Origin of the sequence: Kocuria sp. CH-021, assembly GCF_049716185.1 — a bacterium.
GTDB lineage: Bacteria > Actinomycetota > Actinomycetes > Actinomycetales > Micrococcaceae > Kocuria > Kocuria cellulosilytica.
Genome location: NZ_JBNAFK010000001.1, coordinates 64122 through 89327 on the forward strand (window position 1 = coordinate 64122; position 25206 = coordinate 89327).

22 protein-coding genes and 1 tRNA gene are annotated in these 25206 nt (G+C 73.3%); 13 read left to right on the forward strand and 10 right to left on the reverse strand.

Translation table 11 applies throughout. The features are described 5' to 3' along the window. Window positions 1-394: 394 nt before the first annotated feature. Window positions 395-471, reverse strand: a tRNA-Pro gene (locus ACPYN7_RS00305). A 233-nt stretch (window positions 472-704) separates the two neighbouring features. On the opposite strand from ACPYN7_RS00305, the gene ACPYN7_RS00310 reads away from it, so the two are divergent. From ACPYN7_RS00310 to ACPYN7_RS00340, 7 genes are all read left to right on the forward strand, one after another. Then, window positions 705-1946, forward strand: a complete 1242-nt coding sequence (locus ACPYN7_RS00310; protein WP_424346352.1) for a M28 family peptidase — start codon at window positions 705-707, stop codon at window positions 1944-1946. A gap of 157 nt (window positions 1947-2103) precedes the next feature. Next, window positions 2104-3699: a M20/M25/M40 family metallo-hydrolase gene (locus tag ACPYN7_RS00315; RefSeq protein WP_424346353.1), complete on the forward strand. Its 1596-nt coding sequence runs from the start codon at window positions 2104-2106 to the stop codon at window positions 3697-3699. A gap of 196 nt (window positions 3700-3895) precedes the next feature. After that, complete coding sequence (locus tag ACPYN7_RS00320; protein WP_424346354.1) at window positions 3896-4057, forward strand: hypothetical protein; 162 nt, start codon at window positions 3896-3898, stop codon at window positions 4055-4057. Beyond that, on the forward strand, window positions 4054-5499 hold the full coding sequence (locus ACPYN7_RS00325; RefSeq protein ID WP_424346355.1) for a M28 family peptidase: 1446 nt from the start codon (window positions 4054-4056) through the stop codon (window positions 5497-5499). The genes ACPYN7_RS00320 and ACPYN7_RS00325 overlap by 4 nt, the downstream gene beginning before the upstream one ends. Window positions 5500-5749: 250 nt before the next feature. Beyond that, on the forward strand, window positions 5750-7348 hold the full coding sequence (locus ACPYN7_RS00330) for a M28 family peptidase (RefSeq protein WP_424346356.1): 1599 nt from the start codon (window positions 5750-5752) through the stop codon (window positions 7346-7348). Window positions 7349-7421: 73 nt separating this feature from the next. After that, window positions 7422-8891: a PQQ-binding-like beta-propeller repeat protein gene (locus ACPYN7_RS00335; protein WP_424346357.1), complete on the forward strand. Its 1470-nt coding sequence runs from the start codon at window positions 7422-7424 to the stop codon at window positions 8889-8891. Between the two features lie 31 nt (window positions 8892-8922). After that, complete coding sequence (locus tag ACPYN7_RS00340; protein WP_424346358.1) at window positions 8923-9633, forward strand: HAD family hydrolase; 711 nt, start codon at window positions 8923-8925, stop codon at window positions 9631-9633. Between the two features lie 13 nt (window positions 9634-9646). Here the strand turns inward: ACPYN7_RS00340 and ACPYN7_RS00345 are convergent, their stop codons facing one another. The 4 genes from ACPYN7_RS00345 to ACPYN7_RS00360 form a co-directional block, all read right to left on the reverse strand. After that, entirely contained in the window at window positions 9647-10654 is a 1008-nt protein-coding gene (locus ACPYN7_RS00345) for an NADP-dependent oxidoreductase (RefSeq protein ID WP_058872387.1), read from the reverse strand. A 50-nt stretch (window positions 10655-10704) separates the two neighbouring features. Continuing rightward, on the reverse strand, window positions 10705-11127 hold the full coding sequence (locus tag ACPYN7_RS00350) for an organic hydroperoxide resistance protein (protein WP_058872388.1): 423 nt from the start codon (window positions 11125-11127) through the stop codon (window positions 10705-10707). 5 nt (window positions 11128-11132) lie between these two features. Next, complete coding sequence (locus tag ACPYN7_RS00355; protein WP_058872389.1) at window positions 11133-11606, reverse strand: MarR family winged helix-turn-helix transcriptional regulator; 474 nt, start codon at window positions 11604-11606, stop codon at window positions 11133-11135. Between the two features lie 67 nt (window positions 11607-11673). Beyond that, the gene (locus ACPYN7_RS00360) at window positions 11674-14535 is read right to left on the reverse strand and encodes an FAD-binding and (Fe-S)-binding domain-containing protein (RefSeq protein WP_424346359.1); all 2862 of its coding nucleotides are present in this window, start codon (window positions 14533-14535) and stop codon (window positions 11674-11676) included. A gap of 216 nt (window positions 14536-14751) precedes the next feature. Between ACPYN7_RS00360 and ACPYN7_RS00365 the strand changes: the two genes are divergently transcribed. After that, window positions 14752-14910: a hypothetical protein gene (locus tag ACPYN7_RS00365; protein WP_197412603.1), complete on the forward strand. Its 159-nt coding sequence runs from the start codon at window positions 14752-14754 to the stop codon at window positions 14908-14910. Then, entirely contained in the window at window positions 14907-15530 is a 624-nt protein-coding gene (locus tag ACPYN7_RS00370; protein WP_424346360.1) for an RBBP9/YdeN family alpha/beta hydrolase, read from the forward strand. Before ACPYN7_RS00365 ends, ACPYN7_RS00370 begins: the two co-directional genes overlap by 4 nt. Here the strand turns inward: ACPYN7_RS00370 and ACPYN7_RS00375 are convergent. Both ACPYN7_RS00375 and ACPYN7_RS00380 read right to left on the reverse strand, forming a co-directional pair. Then, window positions 15520-16443, reverse strand: a complete 924-nt coding sequence (locus ACPYN7_RS00375; protein WP_058872392.1) for a metallophosphoesterase — start codon at window positions 16441-16443, stop codon at window positions 15520-15522. The genes ACPYN7_RS00370 and ACPYN7_RS00375 overlap by 11 nt on opposite strands. 14 nt (window positions 16444-16457) lie before the next feature. Beyond that, window positions 16458-18614, reverse strand: a complete 2157-nt coding sequence (locus ACPYN7_RS00380) for a transglycosylase domain-containing protein (protein ID WP_058872393.1) — start codon at window positions 18612-18614, stop codon at window positions 16458-16460. Window positions 18615-18705: 91 nt separating this feature from the next. Between ACPYN7_RS00380 and ACPYN7_RS00385 the strand changes: the two genes are divergently transcribed. The 3 genes from ACPYN7_RS00385 to ACPYN7_RS00395 are packed head-to-tail and all read left to right on the forward strand — an operon-like array spanning window position 18706 to window position 20337. Continuing rightward, window positions 18706-18900, forward strand: a complete 195-nt coding sequence (locus ACPYN7_RS00385; RefSeq protein ID WP_031282517.1) for a hypothetical protein — start codon at window positions 18706-18708, stop codon at window positions 18898-18900. Between the two features lie 41 nt (window positions 18901-18941). Then, window positions 18942-19427 carry a RidA family protein gene (locus ACPYN7_RS00390; RefSeq protein WP_058872394.1) on the forward strand — a complete coding sequence of 162 codons (486 nt, stop codon included), beginning with the start codon at window positions 18942-18944 and terminating at the stop codon, window positions 19425-19427. After that, a complete protein-coding gene (locus ACPYN7_RS00395; protein ID WP_424346361.1) occupies window positions 19411-20337 on the forward strand; it encodes an NUDIX hydrolase in 927 nt (308 codons plus the stop codon). The genes ACPYN7_RS00390 and ACPYN7_RS00395 overlap by 17 nt, the downstream gene beginning before the upstream one ends. Before the next feature lie 104 nt (window positions 20338-20441). Here ACPYN7_RS00395 and ACPYN7_RS00400 read toward each other — a convergent pair whose 3' ends face one another. Further along, entirely contained in the window at window positions 20442-21119 is a 678-nt protein-coding gene (locus ACPYN7_RS00400) for a Crp/Fnr family transcriptional regulator (RefSeq protein WP_017832519.1), read from the reverse strand. Window positions 21120-21373: 254 nt separating this feature from the next. Here ACPYN7_RS00400 and ACPYN7_RS00405 point away from each other — a divergent pair, with 254 nt between their 5' ends. Further along, window positions 21374-22537 (forward strand): MarP family serine protease, encoded by a 1164-nt coding sequence (locus ACPYN7_RS00405; RefSeq protein ID WP_058872395.1) that lies wholly within the window; start codon window positions 21374-21376, stop codon window positions 22535-22537. Window positions 22538-22541: 4 nt separating this feature from the next. Here the strand turns inward: ACPYN7_RS00405 and aroQ are convergent, their stop codons facing one another. Together aroQ and acs are read right to left on the reverse strand one after the other, a co-directional pair. Further along, window positions 22542-22991, reverse strand: coding sequence for a type II 3-dehydroquinate dehydratase (gene aroQ, locus ACPYN7_RS00410; RefSeq protein ID WP_058872396.1), 450 nt, complete (start codon window positions 22989-22991; stop codon window positions 22542-22544). Window positions 22992-23092: 101 nt separating this feature from the next. Beyond that, entirely contained in the window at window positions 23093-25042 is a 1950-nt protein-coding gene (gene acs / locus ACPYN7_RS00415) for an acetate--CoA ligase (RefSeq protein WP_424346362.1), read from the reverse strand. Window positions 25043-25206: the final 164 nt, after the last annotated feature.

Genomic DNA, 25206 nt, shown 5'->3' on the forward strand with positions numbered 1-25206 from the left:
CGCATTCCAGCTGGGGCGTTCCATGCCAGGGGAGCCGGTTGTGGACCGGATCTCGGCTCACGTTTGGGAAGGCCAAGTCACTCTCACCCCTTTTCCTCCGGACCAGGATCTAGCAGCTCGAGTGACGCGCCTCGCGGACGTCTTGAATGCTCGGATGCAGGGCGACGACGGTGAAATCTACGAGTGTGCTCCTGTTCTGCGTCCCGGACGCCGACGGCTCTGGCGGCGCCAGTAGCGGACAGGGGCTGCTGGACCGACTCCTGTCTCCGTCATTCCGTCGGAAGCCTGCACTGCCCCGGAGCACGGACAGGCGGAGGTGTGGCCCCCGGGCATGACAAAAGGCCCGAACCCACATCCGTGGGTTCGGGCCTTACCGATGTGCTGAGACATCACATGGTCGGGATGACAGGATTTGAACCTGCGACCTCGTCGTCCCGAACGACGCGCGCTACCAAGCTGCGCCACATCCCGTGAAGCGTCCGGCCTCGACCGGAAACAACTGCTTCATCATAGCCATCCCGTCCCGCGCGTGGGAAATCGAGGCCTCGCGGCCGTGTTGCACCGGAGCACGAGATCCTTCCGCGGACCGTTGACCGGGGGGCCGGCCCGTGCTTGCCTGAGCACAGAGCACCGTCGGTTCACGGGAGGGCGTCAGGGGACGTCCGGTCCGAGCAGGCACGGCGCCGTGTCCCGGGGGAGGGTCCGTGGAGCGACGAGCGACCAGCACAGGGCTCGTCCGGGCCGCGCTGGTAGTGCTTCTCTCGCTGATCGCGGGTGGTCCCGCCACGGCCCTTCCGGCAGGGCGCGACGGCACCGTCACGACGGAGGCGATCACCCGGGCCGTCACCGCCGAGCAGCTGGAGGGCCACTTGCGGGCCTTCCAGGACGCCGCGGACGCACACGGCGGCAACCGCGCCGTCGGCACCGCCGGCTACCGGGCGAGTGTCGACCACGTCGTCGAGCGGCTGCGGGCCGCCGGCTACCATCCCCGGGTGCAGGTCTTCACGGTCCCGTACGACGAGGAGCACGACGACGAGCATGGCCACGGGGACGGCGGGGACGCGGCCACGGGCCCTCGTGTCACGTACAACGTCCTGGCGGACACGGCCACGGGGGACCCGGCCGGCACCGTGCTGCTCGGAGCGCACCTGGACAGCGTGCGGGAGAGCCCGGGACTCAACGACAACGGCTCCGGCGCCGCGGGCGTCCTCGCCGTCGCCGAGGCCCTGGCCGGCACCGACACGCGGAACAGGGTGCGCTTCGCCTGGTGGGGTGCGGAGGAGGTCGATTACAACGGCGCCGACCACTACGTCTCCGATCTCCGGGCCAACGACCCCGGGGCGTTCGACGACATCGCGCTGTACCTGAACCTCGACATGATCGGCTCTCCGAACTACGGGCGCTTCGTCTACGACGGCGACACGTCCGGGGGCGGCCGGCACGACGACTCCGTCGAGGCCCCGGCCGGATCGGAGGCCATCGAGGTGGCGTTCAGGGGCTACTTCGAGTCCGTGGCGATGGCCGCGGAGGAGGTGCCGCTCGACGACGGGAGCGATCACCTCGTGTTCGCCGAGGCCGGGATCCCCGTGGGCGGGCTCTTCACCGGCGACTCGGGCGAGAAGACGCGGCAGCAGGCGGAGTGGTACGGCGGCGAGGCCGGCGCGGACTACGACCCCTGCTACCACTCCGCCTGCGACGACATGGACAACGTCGACCTCCAGGTCCTCGAGGAGATGAGCGACGCCACGGCCGCGGTCGTCCTGGGCTTCGCGTCGTCCACGATCGACGACGGGGCGCCGCTGCGTCCCCCGGACGGGTGGCCTCGCCGCAGCGCGTTCGAGGAACTCCGGCCGGTGCTCACAACCCTCGTGGGCTTGGGCGTGGTCGCCGCGGTGGCCGGCGGGGTGGCCGTCGCCGTGCGGCGCCGCGCCCGCGTGCGGCGGTGAGCCGGGGTGGTCTGAGCTGTGGGTCGATCAGTGGACAAAAGTTATTGACTGCCCAGTAACCCATTTGTGAGCATAAGCAAATCCGAGTCATCCCTCGATGACTGTGAACCGCGTCACGGTCGGGTCACCTCCCGGCCGCCGCTCACCTGGAGGTTCCATGCCCGTCCGCACGCCCAGTCACTGGATCACCTCGGCCGCCCTGGCCGGCGCCCTGACCCTCACGGCGACCAGTGCCGTCGCGGCCCCCACCCGCGACAACAGCAACAACAACGCCACCCACAAGATCACCCAGGCCGTCTCCCAGCAGAAGCTCGTGCAGCACCTGAGCGCCTTCCAAGCAATCGCGGAGGCCAACGACGGCAACCGCGCCTCGGGCACCTCCGGCTACCAGGCCAGCGTCGACTACGTCGTCCAGAAGCTGCAGGCGGCCGGCTACACCCCGGAGGTCCAGGAGTTCACCTTCCCGTACTTCCAGGAGGTCAGCCCGGCCACGGTCAGCGCGGACGGCACGCAGCTCGCCGCCGAGGACGTCGCCGTGATGACCTACTCCGGCACCGGATCGGTCACCGCTCCGGTCCAGGCCGTGGACACCGACGGCACCGCCGGCGCCTCGACCAGCGGCTGCGAGGCCGCGGACTTCGCGGACTTCGTGCCGGGCAACGTCGCCCTGATCCAGCGGGGCGCCTGCTCCTTCGCGGCCAAGGCTGCCAACGCGGAGGCCGCCGGCGCGAGCGCCGTGCTGATCTTCAACAGCGGGGCGCCCGGCAGCGAGGGACTCCTCAACGGCACCCTCGGCTCCCCGGAGGCGACCACCCTCCCGACGGTGGGGCTCAGCCACCAGGCCGGCGTGGACCTGCTGGACGCCACGGACGTCACGGTCGCCACGGACACCGTCTCGGCGACCCGCACCACCTACAACGTCCTCGCCGAGACCGGCACGGGCGACCCCGAGAACACGGTGGTGGTCGGCGCGCACCTGGACGGCGTGCTCGAGGGCGCCGGCATCAGCGACAACGGCACCGGGTCGGCGGGCATCCTCGCCATCGCGGAGGCCATGGCCAAGACGAAGACCGAGAACAACGTCCGCTTCGCCTGGTGGGGCGCGGAGGAGCTCGGCCTGCTGGGCGCCGAGCACTACGTGGCCGATCTGCAGGCGAACGATCCCGGCGCGCTCGAGGACATCGCGCTGTACCTGAACTTCGACATGATCGGGTCCCCGAACTACGGGCGCTTCGTCTACGACGGCGACGCCTCCACCTTCGACCCCGGTGACACGAACGTCCCCGCGGGCTCCGGTGCGATCGAGGCGGCGTTCCACGAGCACTTCGCCTCCGTGGGACTGGCCTCGGGCGACACCGAGTTCAGCGGCCGCAGCGACTACGGGCCCTTCATCGAGGTCGGCGTGCCCTCCGGCGGTCTGTTCACGGGCGCCGAGGGTGTGAAGACCGAGGAGCAGGCCGCGCTGTTCGGCGGCCAGGCGGGTGTGGCCTACGACTCCTGCTACCACTCGGCCTGCGACGACATCACGAACGTCGACCTCCAGGGCATGGAGGAGATGTCCGACGCCGCCGCCGCCGTCGTCCTCCGGTACGCGATGTCCACGCACGACGTCAACGGCGAGGGCGAGCCCTACAAGCAGAAGGGCAAGGGCGCCGTCGGCCACCCCAAGGGCAACGACCGCGGCCACGGCCCGCACTCCGAGCACGGTCGCGGCCACGGCCACGGCCACGGCCACGACAAGGCGGCCGCCTGACGGCCTCCGCGCACGGATGCTCCACGGCCCCGCCCCCGGCAGTTCACGCCGGGGGCGGGGCCGTTCCGTTCGCCACAATCCGTCCGGTCGTTGTGCCGCCGACCGGCAGCTGGGATTCTGTGCACATCGCTCCATCAGCTCGATGAAGCCGCTGTCCGGGTCGAGCCCCCGATCGGCCCCTGCCGAGGGAGATCCCATGCGCCACCGCACCCATCACCACCGGACCGTGGCCGCCGCAGCGGCCCGCACGCTGTTCAGCACCGGCGCCGAGCGCGCCGGACTCCCGATCGCCGGCGCCCCGACGAACGACGACGTGGCCGCCGCCGCAGAACCGACCGCCGCGGAGTGGTCCCGGTGACCGCGGCAGAGGTGCCCTCCGACAAGGTGCTGGAGCACCTCGAGGTGTTCCAGGCCATCGCCAACGCCAACAGCGGCAACCGGGCCTCGGGCACGCCCGGCTACCGGGGCAGCGTGGACTACGTGGTCGGCCGGCTGCGGGCCGCCGGCTACGCCCCGCGGGTGCAGAGTTTCGAGTTCCCCTTCTTCCAGGCCACCGGCCCGGCCACGGTCAGCGCGGGCGGCCGGCAGCTGCCCGCGGAGGACGTCGCGGTCATGACCTACTCCGGCTCCGGCACCGTGACCGCCACGGTGCAGGCCGTGGGGACCGCCGGAGAGCCTGCCGCGAGCACCAGCGGGTGCGAGGCCGGGGACTTCGCCGACTTCGTGCCGGGGAACATCGCGCTGCTCCAGCGGGGCACGTGCGCCTTCGGGACGAAGGCCGCCCACGCGGCGGCCGCCGGTGCGGCCGCGGTGCTGATCTTCAACACGGGCCTGCCCGGGGAGGAGGGCGTGGTCACCGGGACCCTCGGCGCACCGGGGGCGGCGACGATCCCCGTGGTCGGCCTCAGCCACGCCGCCGGCAGGGCGCTGCTCGGCGGGGGCGAGGTGACGGTGAGCACCCGGACCGTCTCCGAGAGCCGGGAGACCTTCAACGTCCTCGCCGAGACGAGCACGGGGAACCCGGAGCGCACGGTCATGGTGGGCGCCCACCTGGACAGCGTCCCGGAGGGACCGGGGATCAACGACAACGCCTCCGGGTCCGCGGGGATCCTGGCCGTCGCCGAGGCGCTCGCGGGCACGGAGACCGCCAACGCCGTGCGCTTCGCCTGGTGGGGTGCCGAGGAGCTCGGTCTGCTCGGGTCCCGGCACTACGTCACGGACCTCAAGGCCAACGACGCCGCGACGCTGGAGAAGGTGGCCCTGTACCTGAACTTCGACATGATCGGCTCCCCGAACCACGGCCGCTTCGTCTACGACGGCGACGCCTCGGCGTTCGGCCCGGAGGACGGGTCGGTGCCCGCCCCGGCGGGCTCCGCCGCGATCGAGGCGGCCTTCCACGAGCACTTCGGCTCCGTGGGGCTCGCCTCGGGGGAGACCGAGTTCAGCGGCCGCAGCGACTACGGGCCCTTCATCGAGGTCGGCGTGCCCTCCGGCGGGCTCTTCACCGGCGCCGAGGGGATCAAGACCGTGGAGCAGGCCGCACTGTTCGGCGGCCGGGCCGGCATCGGCTACGACTTCTGCTACCACGCGGCGTGCGACGACCTCAGCAACATCGATCTCCGGACGCTGGACGAGATGACCGCGGCGGCCTCCGCCGTGGTCCGGCGCTTCGCCGACTCCGCCCTGGACCTCGAGGAGGAGGGGCAGCGGCTGCGCACCGCCGTGGGACCGATCCCGGCCGCCACGGTGGACCAGGGCCACGGCCCCAGCAACGCCGCCGAAGAGCGGTCGGCGCAGTGAGGAGATCGCAGGTGAGAAGCTTCCGTGCGGCCGGCCCGGTCCGGGTCCCCGGCCGCGACGGGGCCACCGCCTGACGGCCCCGCCCCGGTGCTCCGGGACCGGGGCGGGGCCGTTCCCTTTCCCAAAAACGGTCCGGCCATTGTGCCTCTGACCTGGAGCTGAGATCCTGTGCGCAGCGCTCCACCCGTCCGGCGGAGCCGATGACGGACACGGTCGAGCCCCCGATCGGCCCCCGGCCCCGGGAGGACCCATGCCGCACCGCTCACCCCGCCGTTGGACCGTGGCCGCCGCCCTGGCCGGGACCCTGGCCTTCGCGGTGCCGAACGCCGTCGCGGCGCCTCCGGGACCGGACGACGACGCCGGCACGGCCGCCGGGCCCGCCGTGGACGTGCCGCCGGAGCAGGTGCTGGAGCACCTCGAGGTGCTCCAGGCCGTCGCCTACGCCAACAGCGGCAACCGGGCCTCGGGCACGCCCGGCCACCGGGGCAGCGTGGACTACGTGGTCGGCCGGCTGCGGGCCGCCGGCTACGCGCCGCGCGTGCAGGGCTTCGACTTCCCCTTCTTCCAGGAGGTCGTCCCAACGACCGTCGCCGTGCCCGGGCCGGGCGGTGTCCCGCGCACCCTGACCGCCGAGGAGGCGGCCGTGATGGTCTACTCCGGCTCCGGCACGGTGACCGCCCCGGTGCAGGCCGTGGACACCACCGGCGCCCGGGAGGCGAGCACCAGCGGCTGCGAGACCGAGGACTTCGCCGGCTTCACCGCGGGCAACATCGCGCTGCTCCAGCGCGGCACGTGCACCTTCGGCGTGAAGGCCGCCAACGCGCAGGCGGCCGGGGCCTCCGCCGTGCTGATCTTCAACACGGGCCTGCCCGGGGAGGAGGGCGTGGTCGCCGGCACGCTGGGGGAGCCCGGTGCCACGACCCTGCCGGTGGTCGGGCTCAGCCACGCCGCCGGGACCACCCTGCTGGGCGGGGCCGAGGTGACCGTGACGGCGCAGACGGTCTCCGAGAACCGCCGCACCTTCAACGTCCTCGCCGAGACGAGCACGGGCGACCCCGGGAACACGGTGATGGTCGGCGCCCACCTGGACAGCGTGCCCGAGGGCGCGGGGATCAACGACAACGGCTCGGGCTCCGCGGGGATCCTGGCCGTCGCCGAGGCGCTCGCGGACACGGAGACCGCGAACCGCGTGCGCTTCGCCTGGTGGGGCGCGGAGGAGTTCGGTCTGCGCGGCTCCGAGCACTACGTCGCGGACCTCAAGGCGAACGATCCCGCCGCACTGGAGAGCATCGCGCTGTACCTGAACTTCGACATGATCGGCTCCCCGAACTACGGGCGCTTCGTCTACGACGGCGACCACTCCGCGTTCCCGCCCGTGCAGGGCCCCGAGGGACCCGTCACCGCCCCGGAGGGCTCGGCCGCGATCGAGGCGGCCTTCCACGAGCACTTCGGCTCCGTGGGCCTGGCCTCGGGCGAGACCGAGTTCAGCGGCCGCAGCGACTACGGGCCGTTCATCGCCGAGGGCGTTCCCTCCGGCGGGCTCTTCACCGGCGCCGAGGGGATCAAGACCGCGGAGCAGGCCGCGCTCTTCGGCGGCCGGGCCGGGGTCGCCTACGACTTCTGCTACCACGGCGCGTGCGACGACCTGGCCAACGTCGACGTCCGGGGACTCGACGAGATGACCGACGCGGCGGCCGCCGTGATCACGCGCTTCGCCGCCTCCACCGGAGAGCTCACCGGCACGGACGGGACCGGGCAGCAGCGGGAGGCCCAGCTCCCGCTCGGTCCCGCGACCGTGGACCAGGGCGACGGCCCGCACAGCGCCGCCACGGTGCCGGACGAGCAGTGAGAGCGGCCCGCGCCGTGGTTTTCCTCCGCAACTTCGCTGTCGTCGGGAGCGGCCGGCGTTCCACACTGGAGGGATGACTCCCCTCCGGAACACCTGTGCCGTGCTGACCTGCGCCGTCCTCCTGACGGGCACCGGCCCCGCCGCGGCGGCCGAGGCCCCGGTGGACTCCCCGCAGGAGTGGACGCAGTACCGGCTCACCCCCGAGAAGAACCCCGTGATCGAGACCGACGGCTCGGCGGTCCCCGCCGAGGACGGCTTCGAGCTGCCCGACGAGGTCCGTGCCACGCCCGTGGTCGTGGGGGACCGGCTCTACGTGGGCACCCACGGCAGCGGCACCCTGCACGCCTTCGACCTCGCGACCGGTGAGCAGCTCTGGCAGGCCCAGGCCCCGAACTGGATCCACTCCGAGATGCTCGTCTCCGAGGGCACCGTCTACGTCGGCTACGGGGACCGCGGCCAGGAGCGCGGGGACGGGCTGCGCGGCGACGGCCCCGGCGGGGTGCTCGCGCTGGACGCCGGGACGGGCGAGCAGAAGTGGGCGTATCCCGTGGACGGCCACGTCATGCCGACCCCCGTGCTGCACGACGGCCGGATCCACGCCGCGACCGGGGACCGGCACCTGCACGTGATCGACGCCGCGACGGGGGAGGGGCTCGAGCGGGTGGACGTCGGGGCGGTCATGAGCATGTCCGCCCCGGCCGCCGCCGAGGGCATGCTCTACGCCGGGGCGTTCGACGGCGGGCCGAAGGTGATCGGCTACGACATGGACGCCCGGGAGCTGACCTGGTCCACCGCGATGCCGGACGTGCAGTCGGGCCTCGACGACGTCCCGCCGGCGGTCTCCGAGGGCGTCGTGGTCACGACCTCGCACCGGGACATCGTGCCGGCGCAGCAGCTCGAGCACTGGGCCCACGGACTCTCCGCCGACACCGGCGAGGTGCTCTGGGAGGTGCACCTGGGCGACGGCCCGTTCGTGCCCAACAACAAGTCCGGGGCCCCGGTGGTCGCGGACGGCGTGGTGTACGTGGGCAGCCCCACCGCCCAGAAGCTCTACGCCCTGGACCTCGAGACGGGCGAGGAGCGGTGGTCCCACGACTCCGGGCCCGTCAAGGCGCCGCCCGTGGTGGTCGACGGGCACGTGGTGTACACGACCACCCAGGGGGAGATCGGCGCCGTCGACACCGGCACGGGGGCGCTCGCGGGCAGCCGGCAACTCTCCGACGAGCCGCTGGCCCCCGCCGGGCCCGTCGTCGTCGACGACGTGCTGCTGGTGCCCGGCCAGGACGGCAGGGTCCACGCCCTGGACCTCGCCGAGCTGACCGGGGACACCGGCGCGGAGGAGACCCCGGCCGCCGGCGCGGACAGCACGGCGGAGGCGGGCGACGGCGCCGCGGCCGGCACCGGGGACGACGCGGCGGCGGACACCGACGCGGTGGGCGGAGGAGCGCTCGGCCCGGCGGTCGCGGGTCTGCTCGCCGTCGGCCTGCTCGGTGCGCTGGCGGTCCTCCTCGTGCGCCGCCGCCGCGGCCCCGCGACCGATTGATCACCCGCCCGGCGGGTGGAAGGGTGGGGCCATGACTGCTCCCCGGACCCCCGACCCCTCCGCGCCGGCACGGCGCGGCGTCCTGTTCGACGTCGACGGCACCCTCATCGACTCGAGCTACCTGCACACCGTCGCCTGGTGGCACGCCTTCAACCAGGCCGGCCACGACGTCCCCATGCACCGCATCCACCGGCTCATCGGCATGGGCTCGGAGCAGCTGATCGACGAGCTGCTGCCCGCCGACCGGGACCGGGACGAGGACGACGCCATCGGCGCCGCCCACGGGGCCCTGTTCTCCGTGCACTGGCCGGGGCTCAAGCCCACCCGGGGCGCCGCGGAGCTGCTGCGCCGCTGCGCCGACGCCGGCCTCGTGGTGGTGCTGGCGTCGTCGTCGAACGTCACCGAGGTCGCCGCCATGCGGGAGGCCCTCGGCTCCGACGACCTGCTCGCGGCGGTCACCACCGCCACCGACGCCGAGCAGAGCAAGCCCGCCCCCGACATCTTCGCCGCGGCGCTGGAGACGGGGAACCTGCGCCCCGAGGACGCGATCGTGGTGGGGGACGCCCGCTGGGACGTCGAGTCCGCGTGGCAGCTCGGCCTCGACGCCGTGTGCCTGACGAGCGGCGGGATCAGCGAGACGGAGCTGCGCGAGGCCGGGGCCGTGGCCGTCTACGCGGACCCGCAGGCCCTGCTGGACGACTTCGAGAACAGCCCCCTGGGCCGGCTCGCCGACAACGGCTGAGCCGGCGCCGGCCTCAGAGCCGGACCACCATCTTCCCGGTGTTGGCGCCGGCGAGCAGGTCGATGAACGCCTGCGGGGCGTCGTCGAGGCCCTCGCGGACGGTCTCGTCCCAGACGATCTCGCCGGCGGCCAGCCAGCCGGCCATCCTCTCGCGGAACTCCGGGCCCAGGTCCTGGTGACCGCTCACCAGGAAGCCCTGCAGGCTCAGCTGCTTGCCGATCGCCAGCGCCAGGTTGCGCGGCGCGGCCGGGGGCTCGGTCGCGTTGTACTGCGAGATCGCCCCGCACAGGCACACCCGGCCGTGGGTGTTCAGCGCGGAGATCGCGGCTTCCAGGTGCTCGCCGCCCACGTTGTCGAAGTACACGTCGATGCCCTCGGGCGCCGCGCGCCGCAGCTGGGGGAGGACCGGGCCGTCGTGGTAGTCGAAGGCGGCGTCGAAGCCGAGCTCCAGCAGGCGGGCGACCTTCTCCGGCGAGCCGGCGCTGCCCACCACGCGCTCGGCCCCGCTGAGCCGTGCGATCTGGCCGACCAGCGAGCCGACGGCCCCGGCGGCGCCGGAGACGAACACCGTGTCCCCGGGCCGGAACCGCGCGGCCGCCATGAGCCCGGCGTACGCCGTGAGCCCCGGCATGCCGAGCACCCCGAGGTAGGCGGAACCGGGGGCCAGCGCGGGGTCCACCACGGTGGCGGAGCCGGCGTCGAGCAGCGCGTGCTCGCGCCACCCGGCCCCGTGCAGCACCGTGGCGCCCACGGGCAGCTCGGGGGCGGACGAGGCGACGACCTCGCCCACGGCGCCGCCGTCGAGCGGGCGGTCCACCTGGAACGGCGGGACGTAGGACTTCACGTCGTTCATCCGGCCGCGCATGTACGGGTCCACGGACATCCAGCGGTTGGCGACCACGACCTGCCCGGGGCCGGGCTCGGGCAGTGCGACCTCCTCGAGCCGGAAGTTCTCGGGCACGGGGGCGCCGTCGGGGCGGGAGGCGAGCACGATCTGGCGGGTGCTGGTGGGCGGGGTCATCGGTTCTCCTGAGGGGACGAGAGGTGCGGGGAAGAAAGGGGGACGGGGGATCAGTCCTCGGCGACGGTCACGCGGACGTCGACGTTGCCGCGGGTGGCGTTCGAGTACGGGCACACCTGGTGGGCCCTCTCGGCCAGCGACTGCGCGGTGTCCTGGTCGAGGTCGGGGAGCACGACCTCCAGGGTGACCTCGAGGCCGAAGCCGCCCTGGCCGTTGCCGCCGATGCCCACGCGGGCGCCGACGCTGGAGTCGCCGAGCCGGACCTTCTCCTGCCGGGCCACCATCTGCAGGGCGGAGTGGAAGCACGCCGCGTAGCCGGCGGCGAAGAGCTGCTCGGGGTTCGCGCCGTCCCCGGAGCCGCCCATCTCCTGCGGGACGGCCAGGCCCAGGTCGATCCGGCCGTCGGTGGTGCGGGTGCGGCCGTTGCGGCCGGAGCCGGTGGCGAGGGCCTCGGCGGTGTAGACGGTGTCCATGCTGGTCACTCCTGGATGTCGGTGCTGTGGGTACGGGTGGTGGTCGTGCTGTCCTCGTCGGCGGGGGCGCCGATCCTGCGGGCCAGATCGCGCAGCGTCGTCATCTCGGCGGCGGTCAGCCCCGAGGCCTCCAGGACCCGCCGCTGCACGGCCGGGGCGCGCTCGCGCAGCCGGTGGCCGGCCGGGGTGAGGTGGACGGTGACCCGCCGTTCGTCGTCGTGGCCCCGGCGGCGCTCGAGCAGGCCGCCGGTCTCCATCCGCTTCAGCAGCGGGGAGAGGGTGCCGCTGTCCAGGCGCAGGCGGGAGCCGAGGGCCGAGACGGTCTGGCCGTCCTCCTCCCACAGCGCGAGCAGCGCGAGGTACTGCGGATAGGTCAGGCCGAGCTCCGCCAGCGGCTCGCGGTAGGCCGCGGTCGTGGCCCGGGAGGCGGCGTAGAGCGCGAAGCACAGCTGCGCGTCGAGCCGGAGGTCTGCGTCCATGCCCTCATGGTGGCACAGCTTTCAGTTGGGCACAACTCAGTTGTGCACAACCTATCGAAGGGGGCGGTCAGCGGGTCGCCTCCTCCAGGTGCTCGAGCACGTGCCGGTACGGGTGCCCGGTGGCCTCCGTCAGGCCCTGCTCGCACGTGCGGTTGAGCGACGCGTAGGCGTCGAAGCGGCGCCCGGTCACCTCACGGGCCTCCGCGGCGGTGGCCGAGGCCGTGAGCTCGGGGTGCAGCATGCCGCGGTCCCCGGCGTAGCCGCAGCAGCCCCAGTCCGCCGGCACCACCACGTCGCCGCTGATCGCCCGGGCCAGGGTCTCGAAGGCACCGGTGGCGCCCAGGTGCACGCTCGAGCACGTGGGGTGCAGGGCCATCGAGCCGATCGGCCGGCTCACGGTCAGCCGCCCCAGCACCCTGTCCGCCACGAACTCCACCGCGTCCACGAACCGCAGCGCGTGGTACTCGCTGGACGCCGCCGCCAGCTCCGCCATGGTCTCCAGGCCCTCGGTGCAGGACGCGGCGTCGCAGACGACCGGCAGCTCGCCCTCGCGGGTCGCGGCCCACAGGCCCGCCAGCGTCCGCTCCGACATCGTGGCGTACCCCGTGGGCAGGCCCTTGGACTTCCACGGCGTCCCGCAGCACAGGTTCCCGATGCCCTCGGGGACCGTCACGTGCACTCCCGCGCGGTCGCACAGGGCGAGGAACGCCTCGGAGGCGGTCAGGGCCCCGCCGTCCCCGGACCGGGCGGCCGTGCCGAACATCGCGTTGATGCACGCCGGGAAGAACACGGCCTCCGCGGCCGGGTCCTGCCGCCGCGGACGGGGCGGGCCGCCGGCGGGCAGTGCGTCCTGGTACTGCGGCACGTGCTCGGCGCCCAGCACGGCCCGGGCCGCGGCGGTCGCGGTGGCCGGCAGCACGGTGGGCAGGGCCTTGGCGGCGGTCAGGCCGAGGCCCGCCCCCGTCGTCGTCGCCCCCCACGCCCTCGCCGCCGCGCCCCAGCCGGCGTCCGCGACCCGGCTGTGGTCCTCGGCGCGCAGCCGGCGCACGAGGTCGCCCGTGTTGATCAGCACGGGGCAGGCCGTCACGCACATCCCGTCCACCGCGCACGTCTGCAGGCCCTCGTAGTCGTACTCGGCGCGCAGCCGGGCGGCGAGCTCGGCGTCCCCGCGCTCCTCGGCCGCCGCGATCTCCCGGCGGCCCACGATGCGCTGCCGCGGCGTGAGGGTGAGGTCCTTCGAGGGGCAGACCGGCTCGCAGTAGCCGCACTCCACGCACCGGTCCACCTCCTGCTCCACCGTGGGGGCGGTCTTGAGGTCCTGCACGTAGACCGCGGGGTCCTCGTTGAGCAGCACGCCCGGGTTCAGCAGCGCGCCCGGGTCCACGAGCCGCTTGAGCGCCACCATGACGTCGTAGAGCTCGTCCCCGTACTGCCGGCGCACGAACGGCGCCATGTTGCGCCCCGTGCCGTGCTCGGCCTTGAGCGAGCCGTGGTGGTCGAGGACCAGGGCCACCATGTCCTCGGTGAAGCGCTCGTAGCGGGCCAGCAGGTCCGGGCGGTCGAACTGCTCGTTGAGCATGAAGTGCACGTTGCCGTCCTTGGCGTGCCCGAAGATCACGGAGTCCCGGTAGCCGTGGGCGTCGAAGAGCTCCGTGAGCTGCTCGCACGTCTCGCCGAGCTCCGCGACGGGGACGACGACGTCCTCGAGCAGCGCGTTCGACCCGCTCGGCCGGGCCCCCGCCACCGTGGTGTAGAGGCCCTTGCGCACGGTCCACAGCGCGGCCCGCGCGGACCGGTCGTCCGTCAGGGCGGGCGGCGCCGCGAGGTCCAGGGTGCGGAACAGCTGCGCGGCGCCCGCGGAGAGCTCCCGCGCCTCCTCGCGCGTGCGGCCCTGGTACTCGACGAGCAGCGCCGCGTGGTCCTGGACGTCCACGTCGAGGATCTGCGCCGGGGCCAGGCCCGTGCGCTGGGAGACCTTCAGGGACGTGGCGTCGAGCAGCTCGACCGTGGCGGAGCGTGCCGCCACCAGCGCGGGGACGGTCCGGGTGGCCGCGGCGAGGTCCGGGAACACCAGCAGCCCGGTGGCGGCGAACGGCAGGATCTCCACCGTGCGGAGGACGGCCTCGGCCACGAAGCCCAGGGTGCCCTCGCTGCCGATCATCAGGTGCTCGAGGATCCGCGCCGGCTCGTCGTGGTCCAGGAAGGAGTTGAGGCCGTAGCCCATGGTGTTCTTCATCGAGAACTGCCGCTGGACCGTGCGCACCGAGCCGGGGTTGCCGCGCACCCGGTCCCGCAGCCGCAGCAGGCCCTCGTGCAGGCCGGGCTCGAGCTCCCGCAGCCGCCGGTCGGCGTCCGGGTCCGCGGTGTCCACCCGGGTCCCGGAGGGCAGGACGAACACCATGGACTCGAGCGTGCGGTACGTGTTCGCCTCGGTCCCGCACGCCATGCCCGAGGAGTTGTTGGCCACCACGCCGCCGATCGTGCACGCGGCCTCGCTCGCCGGGTCCGGCCCCAGCCGGCGCCCGTGCGGGGCCAGCCGGGCGTTGACCTGCCGGACCGTGGCCCCCGGCTGGACGCGGACCCGCCGGCCGCCGTCCAGCACCTCGATCTCCCGGAAGTTCCGGCGGACGTCGACCAGCACCTGGTCCGTCACGGACTGCCCGGACAGTGAGGTCCCGCCGGAGCGGAAGGTCAGGCCCAGGCCATGGCGGGCCGCCGTCCGGAAGAGTGCGCCCATGTCCGCGGCCGAGCGCGGGCGCACCACGGCGGCGGGCTGGAGCAGGTAGTGCGAGGCGTCGTGGGCCAGGGCGCGGTGCTCGAGCTCCGAGGTCACCACTGCGTCGCGGCCGCAGCTGCTCCGGAGCTCCTCCAGCAGCTCCGCGGGAACGGGGGCGGGGTCGGGGGAGCGGCGGGTGCTCGGGGCGGTCATGGGGTCTCCTGACGGGGAGTCGGGGCGGCCGGTGTGGTCCGTGCCACATCTTATGGTAGGACCACAGGTCCGCGCGCGGCTCCCGCCCGGCGGAGCCGCCCGCGACCACGCCCCCCGCCCGGACCGGAGCGGGGGGGATTGTGGGCGGCGCCGATATGGGGGAAGCTCGGGCCACGGGCCGCAGTGCCCTGGAACCGACTCCCGGAGGAGACCACCATGGACCCCATCTGCCCCTCCTGCGGCGGACCCCTGCGCCAGATCCCCGAGGACCAGTGGCCCGAGGGCGGGCCCGTCCCCGAGGGCACGGTCGAGATGTACCTGTGCGACGAGACCAACCACCGGATCATCGTGGCGGTCCCCGAGATTTCCGGGTGAACCGCCCGGAGCCGGACGTCCGGAGGGTCGTGGTGGTGCACGGCTACGATGCCGCCCCCGACCAGCACTGGTTCCCGTGGCTGCGCGACCGGCTGACCGCCGAGGGCGTGCGGACGGACGTCGTGGAGCTCCCGGAGCCGTCCTTCCCGGAGGCCGGGGCGTGGCTGGCCGCCGTGGCGCGGGCGGTGGGGGAACCGGACCGGCACACCCACCTGGTCGGTCACAGCCTCGGCTGCGTCACCCTCCTGCGCCACCTCGCCGGTCTGCCCCGGCCCTGGGAGCTGGGCGGGCTGGTGCTCGTGGCCGGCTTCACGGGACCGCTCGGGTCCGTGCCGCTGCTGGACGGGTTCCTCGCCGAGGACGTGGACGTCTCCGCGGTGCGCGCGCACGCCCGGCGCCGGCTGGTGCTGCGCTCCGACGACGACCCGACCGTGCCGGCGGCCGCCACCGAGGCACTCGCCGAGCGCCTCGGCGCCCCGGTGCGGGTGGTGCCCGGGGCCGGGCACTTCTGCGGCTCCGACGGCGTCACCCGCCTGCCTGCCGTGCTCGACGCCCTGGTGCCGCGCGGCGGTCCCGGGGCCGCGGCGCGCGCGGAGACCGGGGGCCCGCTCAGTCCGTGAGCGTCAGCAGCACGGCCTCCGGCGGGCAGAACAGCCGGATCGGGGCGAAGCGGGACGTGCCCAGGCCCGCCGAGACGTTGACCGGCACCCCGCCCTGGGTGATGAGCCCCTTGCAGCGCTCCGGCTCGAGGTCGCAGTTGCTGACCAGCGCCCGCCCGCCCGGCAGGCAGACCTGCCCGCCGTGCGTGTGCCCCGCCAGCACGAGCTGCGCGCCGTCCGCGGCGAAGCGGTCCAGGGTCCGCAGGTAGGGGGCGTGCGCCACCCCGAGGCGCAGGTCCGCCGTCGCGGGGTCCCCGAAGCCGGGGTGCCGGTCGTAGCCCAGGTGCGGGTCGTCCACCCCGGAGAGGTCCAGGGTCAGGCCCGCGACCTCCATCCGCGCGGCGCGGTTGATCAGCGGCGTCCAGCCGGCGGCGTCGAACGCGTCGTGCATGTCCTGGGTGGGCAGCCGGGGCGCCTCGTCCCGCCCCTCCCCGGAGGTGTCGCGCCACAGGTAGCGGAACGGGTTCTTGGGCCGCGGCGCGAAGTAGCAGTTGGACCCGGGAACGTAGGCCCCGGGGAAGCGGAACAGCGGCTCGAGGACGTCCAGCAGCCACGGCAGGGCCCCGGGGTGGGAGAGGTTGTCCCCGGTGTCCACCACGAGGTCCGGCTCCAGGTCCGCGAGCGAGTGCACGAACCGGCGCACCGCGCGCTGGCCCGGCCACACGTGCAGGTCGGACAGGTGCAGGATCCGCAGCGGCGCGCTGCCCTGGGGCAGCAGCCGGAGCCGCTCCGTGCGCAGCTGGAAGCGGCGGCGCTCGACGACGACGCCCCACGCGCCGAGGCCCGCCGCCGTGGCGGCACCGGCGGCCGTCACGGCGGCGGCGGTCCGCAGGGCGGGCGCGGGCGTGCTCCGGGGGGTGTGCACGGGATCCATCGACGCTGCCGGGATCAGCCGGGCTCCGAGGTGCCGTTGCGGCCCTCGAGCACGTCGTCGTCGGGCTCCTCGAACTTGTCCGTGTCGTAGTCCCGCGCCACCTCGCGCATGAACCGCTGCCACTGGCCGCCGGCGTAGGTGGAGCCGTCCACCCAGTCGTCGCCCTCGGTGCGCTCGCCGCCGATGGACAGCCCGTTCAGGGACCGGGAGCCGAACTCGTAGTTGCCGACCCACGACGCGGTGGCCAGGCCCTGGGTGTAGCCCACCATCCAGGTCTGGGTCGAGTTGTCCGTGGTGCCCGTCTTGGCCGCGGAGGCGCCCGGCAGGCCGATCTCCCGCTGCCAGCCCGAGCCGCGGATCAGGGTCTGGTTGAGCGCGAAGTTCACGCCGTCGGCCACGTCCTCGCTGATGACGCGCTCGCAGGACGTCTCGGGGATGTCGTACTCCTTGCCCGTGTAGTCCACGACCCGCTCGAGGGCGCGCGGCTCGCACATCTCGCCGCGGTTGGCGAACGCGGAGTAGGCCCGGGCCATGGTCATCGGGGAGATGTCCACGGAACCGCCCAGCAGGGACGCCAGGACCGTGGTGTCCACGGGCTCGCCGTTCTTGCCGTTGACGATGCCCAGCGACTCGGAGATCTCGCCGATGTCGCACAGGTCGAGGTCCTCCGCCATCGCGTAGATCGCGGTGTTGATCGAGTTGTACAGGCCGAAGTCGGCCTCCATCTCCCGGGTGTAGCCGGGCTCCGCGTTCTGGATCTCGAAGCCCTCGCCGTTGTTGCCGGGCTCGATCTTGTAGCCGCGCTCCAGGCAGGACGCGTCCCACCGGTGGTCGGCGGGCCACTTGGTCCGGGTGGCGTCGATCTCGTCCTCGGCGCCGTTGCCGGCGTCGAGCCAGGCGGCGTAGGTCAGCGGCTTGTACGTCGAGCCGACCTGGAAGCCGCCGGCCCCGCCCATCCACGAGTCCACGTTGAAGTTGTACGTGGTGTTGGAGTCGCCCTCCGCCGTGGAGTAGTAGGTGTTCTGCGCCATCGCCACGATGTCCCCGTTGGAGGGCTCGAGGGAGACGAGCGCGGTGGAGACGTTGTCCGGGTTGTCGTCCCGGGGCTGGGTCTCGTTGACCGCCTCCTGGGCCGCGCGCTGGGCCTCGATGTCGAGCGTGGTGGTGATGGTGAGCCCGCCGAGCTGCAGGGTCTTGAGCCGCTCCTCGGGGGTCTCGCCGAACGCCGAGTCCTGGAGGATGGAGTTCTCCACGTAGTCGCAGAAGTAGGGGGCGATCTCGGCGGCCGTGCACCCGGAGTTCGTGGGATTGAGGTCCACCTCGATCGGCTCGGCGGCCGCGGCCGCGTGCTCCTCCGGGGTGATCGCGCCGGTGGTGAGCATCGTGTCCAGCACGATGTTGCGCCGCTCCGTGGCGGCCTCCGGGTTCGCGGCGGGGTCGTAGTAGTTGGGGGACTGCACCATTCCGGCCAGCACGGCGGACTGGGCGATGCTCAGCTCGGACGCGGGGATGCCCCAGTAGTACTGGGCCGCCGCCTCCACGCCGTAGTTCTGCCCGCCGAAGAGCACCATGTTGAGGTAGCCCTCGAGGATCTGGTCCTTGCTCAGCTCCTGCTCCATGGACAGGGCGAGCTTGATCTCCTTGATCTTGTCCGTGTACCCCTTGTCGGCGCCGATGGTCGTGGCCTCCTCACCGGCCCGCACCTGCGAGTCGATGAGCAGGTTGTTCACGTACTGCTGCGTGATGGTCGACGCGCCCTGGCGGGCGTCCGGGCGGATGATGTTGTTGCCCAGGGCGCGCAGTATGCCGCCGAGGTCCACGCCGCCGTGCTCGTAGAAGTCGCGGTCCTCGATGGCGAGGATCGCGGCCTCCATGTGCGGGGAGATCTCGTCCAGGCTCACGGGGGTGCGGTTCTGCGCGTAGAACGTGGCGATCTCCGTCCCGTCCCGGGACACCACGGTGGAGGCGCGCGACATCGGCCCCGCCTCCATCTGGGCCGGGAGGTCCTTGAACCACCCGATGGAGGCGTTCGCGGCGAGGCCCGTGGCGGCTGCGGGGGGGACCAGGAGACCGGCGGCCACGATGCCGGCAACGATGCTCGTGGCGATGAACGCGACGACGTTGCCCAGGGCCGACGGTGCCTGCGCGGCAGGGTACTTGCGGGAAGCCATTCGGACAGTCTACAAGCGCGAACCCGGCCGCGGCCTGTGTGCCGCCCGTCACGGCGGAGCGCGTCCGGGCGTTCGTGGCTACGCTGGGGCCATGACTACCTGGGAATACGCCACCGTGCCGCTCATGATCCACGCCACCAAGCAGATCCTCGACAACTGGGGCGACGACGGGTGGGAGCTCGTCACCGTGCTGCCCGGCTCCACCCCCGCCGACGTCCCGGCCGGCAACGTGAACGCGCCCGTCCAGACCAACCCCATCGCCTACTTCAAGCGCCCCAAGGGCTGACGGCCCGACGCCGCCGCCCCCGAGAACCCCGGAGGACTTCCATGCGCAACGGCTCCGCCGTCGAAACCCGCATCGCCGAGCTCGGCCTCGAGCTCCCGGCGGTCGCGGCCCCCGTGGCCGCCTACGTGCCCGCCGTGGTCACCGGCTCGTGGGTGCACACCTCGGGCCAGCTGCCCTTCGTGGACGGGCAGCTGCCCGCCACCGGCAAGGTGTCCGCGTCCGGGGCGGCGGGCACCGTCTCCCCGGAGGACGCCCACGAGCTCGCGGCCCGCGCCGCCCTCAACGCCGTGGCCGCGGTCAAGGAGGCCGTCGGGGACCTGGACCGGGTGGTCCGGGTCGTCAAGGTCGTGGGCTTCGTCGCCTCCGACCCCGGCTTCACCGGCCAGCCCGGCGTGATCAACGGCGCCTCGGAGCTGCTGGGCCGGATCTTCGGCGACGCGGGGGTGCACGCCCGCTCCGCGGTGGGCGTGGCGGTCCTGCCGCTCGACGCGCCGGTCGAGGTGGAGCTCGTTGCCGAGTTCCGCTGAACCGCCGGTCCCGTCCCCGCGGACGGGGCGCCTGCCCGTGGTGCGCTGGTTCGAGATCCCGGAGGGCCAGCGCGAGGCCGCGCAGGCGTGGCTCGAGCGCGGCGCCGGCATCCCGGGCAGCGCCCCCTCGCCGGCCGCCGCCGTGGTGTTCGTGCGGGACGGCGAGCACGGCGTGGAGACCTACCTCACCTACCGGCCGGGCAACTCCCCGCTCGGCACCGTGGGCTTCCCCGGCGGCACCCTCGAGTCCCACGACGACGACCCCCTCGACTGGGCGGGCCCCAGCCCCTCGGACTGGGCGCGCAAGCTCGGCATGGAGGGCGACCTCGGCCGGGCCCGGCGCGCCGTGGTCGCCGCGGTCCGCAAGGCCTTCGAGGAGACCGGCGTGCTGCTCGCGGGGGCGGACTCGATGAGCACCGTCGAGTCGGTGGAGGGCGCCGAGTGGATGCGCTCCCGGGAGGCGCTCGCGGTGGGGGACGTGTCCCTCGCCCAGGTGCTGGGACGGCGCCGCCTGGTGCTGCGCTCCGACCTGCTCAAGCCCCTCGCGCACTGGGTCACCTCCGACTTCGCCCACCGCCGCTACGACATCCACTACTTCACCGCGGTGGTCCCCGACGGGCAGGCCCCGACCGTGCTGGAGTCCAAGGGCGTCTGGGGCCGGTGGGTGGACGCCGCCCAGGCCGTGGCCGACCCCCAGGGCAGCTGGCTCGGGGACCTCGTGGGGCGGCAGGACACCGTGGGCCGCACGATCGACGACCTCTCCTCGCCGGGCGTCCAGTGCATGCTCGAGTCCGTCGCCGAGTGCTCCTCGGCGATCGCCTTCCTCGCCAAGAAGCGGGCCGTGGTGGCCCGCAACCCGGTGCTCGAGGTGCACGAGGGCCGGCCCGTGCTGCGCCTCGACCTCTCCTGAAGCCTCGTCCCGGCCGCCCCGGTCCGCCCGCCGTGACCCGGACCGGGCACGGCAGCGGCCCGGTCACCCGCGAGGGCGACCGGGCCGCTGCCGTGGGGCGGGGCTCAGCGGCTGCGCTGCTTGAGCCGCTGCAGGTCCAGGATCACCACGGCGCGCGCCTCGAGCCGGATCCAGCCGCGCTGGACGAACTCGGCCAGCGCCTTGTTCACCGTCTCGCGGGACGCGCCGACGAGCTGCGCCAGCTCCTCCTGGGTCAGCTCGTGCGCCACGAGGATGCCGTCCGTGGCGGGCCGGCCGAACCGGTCGGCCAGGTCCAGCAGCGCCTTGGCCACGCGGCCGGGCACGTCGGAGAAGACGAGGTCGGCGAGGCTCTCGTTGGTGCGCCGCAGCCGGCGGGCCAGGGCCTGCAGCAGCTGCGCCGAGACGTCGGGGGAGCGCTCGATGACCTTCTTGAGGTTCTCGTGCTTGAGCCCGGCCAGGCGCGTCTCGGACACGGCGGTCGCGGACGTGGACCGAGGGCTCGGGTCGAACAGGGCCATCTCGCCGAACAGCTCGCCCGGGCCCATGATCGCCACGAGGCTCTCGCGGCCGTCCGGGGCTGTGCGGCCGAGCTTGATCTTCCCCGAGATGATGAAGTAGAGCTGGTCGCCCGGGTCGCCCTCGTGGAACAGCGTGGAGCCGCGCGAGAGGTCGACCTCGGTGAGCTCCTCGGTGAGGGCGGCGAACGCCTGGTCGTCCAGGGACGCGAACAGGGGAGCGCGGCGGAGGACGTCGATATCCATGGTTCTCCTCAAGAAGTGCCGCCGCCGGGCCGTGGCCCGCGGCGGCCGATGTCAGCGGGAGTCGCCCGCACCAGTGTGTGAGCGACCTAACGTACCTGACGTTCACTGTAGTGTCTCCGGCGCGCGATTCCCAAGGACGGGCGTGGCGGGCCGGGTGCGGCGACAGGAACGCCTCACGCATCTCACAGCCGGGCTCCCTATGCTGGTGGCTCGCTCCCCGGCCGCCGGCCCCACAGAACCCGCAGAGGAACCCGATGTCCCCGTCCTTCAACCTGCTCGACGTCCTGCTGGCCGTGGTGCTGCTGGGCTACCTCTTCTACGGGTTCAGCCGCGGCTTCTTCAACTCCCTGTTCTCCCTGGCCGGGCTCGTGCTCGGCGGCGTGGCCGCGTTCTCGGCCGCTCCGTGGGTCAGCGCGCAGGTGGAGCCGCAGTACCGGGTGGGGGCCGTGCTCGTCACCGTGATCGTCCTCCTGGTGGTGGGCCAGATGCTGGGCGGGGTGCTGGGCCGCGCCCTGTCCGCCGTGACCGAGCGGATGCGCCTGGGGGCGCTCAACCGGATCGCCGGGGCGGCCCTGGACGTCGCCGTCGCCGCGCTCGTGCTCTCGCTGCTCGGCTCGCTCGTCGGCCAGCTGGGCGTCCCGACCCTGTCCCAGCAGGTGGCGTCCTCCACCGTGCTGCGCACCATCGACGAGAACACCCCCGGGCCCGTGCGCGAGGCGGTGACCGAGGCGCGCAACGCCGTGGGCGGAGCCACCGGCATCCGTCAGCTGGACGCCCTGCTGTTCCCCGCCGAGGAGGCCCCCGACGAGAGCGTCAGCACGCCCGCCTTCCAGGAGGCCGGGCAGTCCGTGGTGCAGGTCTACGGCATGGCGGTCGAGTGCCGGCAGAACCAGACGGGCTCGGGCTTCGTGACCGCCGCCGGGCAGGTGGTGACCAACGCTCACGTGGTGGCCGGGGTGGACGAACCGGTGGTGCAGACCCGGGACGGCCAGGTGCACTCCGCCGACGTTGTTTACTTCGACCCGGCCACCGACCTGGCCGTCCTCTCCGCGCCGTCCCTGCCGCTGCGCGCCCTGGCGCTCGGGGAGGACCCCGCGGCCGGGGACGTGGTCGCGTTCATGGGCTACCCGCTGGGCGGGCCGTTCGCGGCCGGGCCCGCCACCGTGCAGGGCACCGCGCTCGCCCCCGTGCAGGGCACCGGCGGGACCATGGAGATCATCCAGCTGGCCGGGCAGGTCCAGCAGGGCAACTCCGGCGGCCCGCTCGTGGCGCAGGACGGCACGGTCGTCGGCGTCGTCTTCGCCAAGGCCCTCGAGGGGCAGGTCGGCTACGCCCTGACCCTCGACGAGCTGCGCGGGGCGCTCGACGCCACCGGCGGCAGCACCCGGGCCGTGGACTCCGGCGCCTGCGCGGCCTGAGGACCTAGCCCTCGAGGGTCCGCAGCAGGTGCTCGACCGCCAGCTCGTAGCCGAGGGCGCCCGCCCCGGCGATCACCGCGTCCGCCTGCAGCGACACGTAGGAGGTGTGCCGGAACGGCTCGCGCCGGTGCACGTTGGACAGGTGCACCTCCACCACCGGCAGCTCCGCGGCCTCGAGCGCGTCGTGGATCGCGATCGAGTAGTGGGTGAACGCCGCCGGGTTGATGATGATCGCCGCGCCCTCGGTCCGGGCCTCCTGGATCAGGTCCACCAGGACGCCCTCGTGGTTGGACTGGTGGAACGCCACGCCCCAGCCGCCCGCGGCGGCCCGGGCGCGCACGGCCTCCTCGATGTCCGCGAGCGTCGTGGTGCCGTACACCTCCGGGCGCCGGACGCCGAGCAGGTTGAGGTTGGGGCCGTTGAGGACGTAGATCGGTCTGCGCGTGCTGGTCATGCCCGCATCCTCTCATCCGGGCACCGGGCCGGCCCCCGGGCGCCGCAGCGCCCCCTCGCGCGGCAGGGGCGAGGGGGCGCTGCGGAGCGGGGCGCGCGGGACTACCGGGAGAGCGAGTCCACGATCTGCTGCATCACGGTCTGGTCCGCGAGGGTCGAGACGTCGCCGACCTCGCGCTCCTCGGCCACGTCCTTGAGCAGCCGGCGCATGATCTTCCCGGACCGGGTCTTGGGCAGCTCCGGGACGATGAGCACCTTCTTGGGCTTGGCGATCGGGGAGATCTCCTTGCCCACGTGGGCGCGCATCTCCTCGGACAGCTCGGCCTTGTCCCGGTCCTCGGCCGCGGCCTGGTCGGAGAGGATCACGAACGCGATCACGGCCTGGCCGGTGGTCTCGTCCGTGGCGCCCACCACCGCGGCCTCCGCCACGGACGGGTGGGAGACCAGGGCGGACTCGATCTCCGGGGTGGAGAGGCGGTGGCCGGAGACGTTCATGACGTCGTCGACACGGCCGAGGATCCACACGTCCCCGTCGGCGTCACGCTTGGCGCCGTCACCGGCGAAGTACATCTCGCCGAAGCGGGACCAGTAGGTGTCCACGTAGCGGTCGTCGTCGCCCCAGATGGTGCGCAGCATCGCGGGCCACGGCTCGCGCAGCACGAGGAAGCCCGAGGTCTCGTTCGGCACGGGCTGCCCGTTGTCGTCCACGACGTCGACCTTGATGCCGGGCATCGGCACCTGGGCGGAGCCCGGCTTGGCGACCGTCACGCCCGGCAGCTGGGAGATCATGATGGCGCCGGTCTCGGTCTGCCACCACGTGTCGACGATCGGGCAGCGGCCGCCGCCGATGACCCGGTGGAACCAGGTCCACGCCTCGGGGTTGATGGCCTCGCCCACGGTGCCGAGCACCCGCAGGGACGAGAGGTCGTACTCCGCCGGGATCTCCTCGCCCCACTTCATCATGGTGCGGATCGCGGTGGGGGAGGTGTACATGATGGACACCTTGTACTTCTGCACGATCTCCCAGAAGCGCCCGCGGTGCGGGGAGTCCGGGGTGCCCTCGTAGATCACCTGGGTGGAGCCGTTGACCAGGGGCGCGTAGGCGACGTAGGAGTGCCCGGTGACCCACCCGACGTCGGCGGTGCACCAGTAGACGTCCGTCTCCGGCTTGAGGTCGAACACGTACTTGTGGGTGAACGCGCCCTGGGTGAGGTAGCCGCCCGTGGTGTGCATGATGCCCTTGGGCTTGCCCGTGGTCCCCGAGGTGTAGAGGACGAACAGCGGGTCCTCGGCGCCCTGCTCTGACGGGGTGTGCTCCGCGGAGGCGGCCTCGACGGCCTCGTGCCACCACACGTCCCGGCCCTCGGTCATCTCGATGTCGGCCTCGTTGCGGCGGACCACGAGCACGTGCTCCACGGTGGAGCCGCCGCGGGACAGGGCGTCGTCCACGGCCGGCTTGAGCATGGAGGGCTTGCCGCGGCGGAAGGTCCCGTCCGCGGTGACCACGAGCTTCGCCTCGCCGTCCTCGACGCGGGACAGCAGCGCGTCCGCGGAGAACCCGCCGAAGACCACGGAGTGGATCGCGCCGATGCGGGCGCAGGCCAGCATCGCGATGACGGCCTCGGCGATCATCGGCAGGTAGAGGGCCACGCGGTCGCCCTTGGTCACGCCGAGGCTCTCCATGGCGTTGGCGGCCTTCGACACCTCGTCCTTGAGCTGGGCGTAGGTGTAGCTGCGGCTGTCGCCGGGCTCGCCCTCGAAATGGATGGCCACCCGGTCCCCGTTGCCGGCCTCCACGTGGCGGTCCACGGCGTTGTAGCACGCGTTGAGGGTGCCGTCCTGGAACCACTTCGCGAACGGGGGGTTGGTCCAGTCGAGGACCTCGGTGAACTCCTTGTTCCAGCTCAGCAGCTCCCGTGCCTGGCGGCCCCAGAAGTCGACACCCTCCTCCTCCGCCTGCCGGTACAGCTCCGCGGTGGCATTGGCCTGGGCCGCGAACTCGGGGCTCGGGGCAAAGGTCTTGGTCTCGACAGGTGTGGTCTCCGAAGCCATGTGGTCTTCCCTTCTCGTGGCACACCGCGCACGGACCCCCGGAGGCACCGGACGTCCGTGTCACAGCTCACATAGTGTCGTTTTCACCCTAGACGATCGGTGCACCCGGTTCCACAGAGGCCACGCCGCGCCGAGTCACGGAAGCGCTCCGGGCGCCCCGCCTA

Bases quoted from the DNA above. Each gene is read 5' to 3' on its own strand.
- ACPYN7_RS00330 (WP_424346356.1), top strand. From the start codon at position 5,750: ATGCCGCACCGCTCACCCCGCCGTTGGACCGTGGCCGCCGCCCTGGCC.
- ACPYN7_RS00345 (WP_058872387.1), bottom strand. From the start codon at position 10,654: ATGACCCCGCCCACCAGCACCCGCCAGATCGTGCTCGCCTCCCGCCCC.
- ACPYN7_RS00400 (WP_017832519.1), bottom strand. From the start codon at position 21,119: ATGGATATCGACGTCCTCCGCCGCGCTCCCCTGTTCGCGTCCCTGGAC.
- ACPYN7_RS00390 (WP_058872394.1), top strand. From the start codon at position 18,942: ATGCGCAACGGCTCCGCCGTCGAAACCCGCATCGCCGAGCTCGGCCTC.
- ACPYN7_RS00385 (WP_031282517.1), top strand. From the start codon at position 18,706: ATGACTACCTGGGAATACGCCACCGTGCCGCTCATGATCCACGCCACC.
- ACPYN7_RS00340 (WP_424346358.1), top strand. From the start codon at position 8,923: ATGACTGCTCCCCGGACCCCCGACCCCTCCGCGCCGGCACGGCGCGGC.
- ACPYN7_RS00320 (WP_424346354.1), top strand. From the start codon at position 3,896: ATGCGCCACCGCACCCATCACCACCGGACCGTGGCCGCCGCAGCGGCC.
- ACPYN7_RS00355 (WP_058872389.1), bottom strand. From the start codon at position 11,606: ATGGACGCAGACCTCCGGCTCGACGCGCAGCTGTGCTTCGCGCTCTAC.
- ACPYN7_RS00365 (WP_197412603.1), top strand. From the start codon at position 14,752: ATGGACCCCATCTGCCCCTCCTGCGGCGGACCCCTGCGCCAGATCCCC.
- ACPYN7_RS00405 (WP_058872395.1), top strand. From the start codon at position 21,374: ATGTCCCCGTCCTTCAACCTGCTCGACGTCCTGCTGGCCGTGGTGCTG.
- ACPYN7_RS00315 (WP_424346353.1), top strand. From the start codon at position 2,104: ATGCCCGTCCGCACGCCCAGTCACTGGATCACCTCGGCCGCCCTGGCC.
- ACPYN7_RS00335 (WP_424346357.1), top strand. From the start codon at position 7,422: ATGACTCCCCTCCGGAACACCTGTGCCGTGCTGACCTGCGCCGTCCTC.
- ACPYN7_RS00375 (WP_058872392.1), bottom strand. From the start codon at position 16,443: ATGGATCCCGTGCACACCCCCCGGAGCACGCCCGCGCCCGCCCTGCGG.
- ACPYN7_RS00360 (WP_424346359.1), bottom strand. From the start codon at position 14,535: ATGACCGCCCCGAGCACCCGCCGCTCCCCCGACCCCGCCCCCGTTCCC.
- ACPYN7_RS00350 (WP_058872388.1), bottom strand. From the start codon at position 11,127: ATGGACACCGTCTACACCGCCGAGGCCCTCGCCACCGGCTCCGGCCGC.
- aroQ (WP_058872396.1), bottom strand. From the start codon at position 22,991: ATGACCAGCACGCGCAGACCGATCTACGTCCTCAACGGCCCCAACCTC.
- acs (WP_424346362.1), bottom strand. From the start codon at position 25,042: ATGGCTTCGGAGACCACACCTGTCGAGACCAAGACCTTTGCCCCGAGC.
- ACPYN7_RS00380 (WP_058872393.1), bottom strand. From the start codon at position 18,614: ATGGCTTCCCGCAAGTACCCTGCCGCGCAGGCACCGTCGGCCCTGGGC.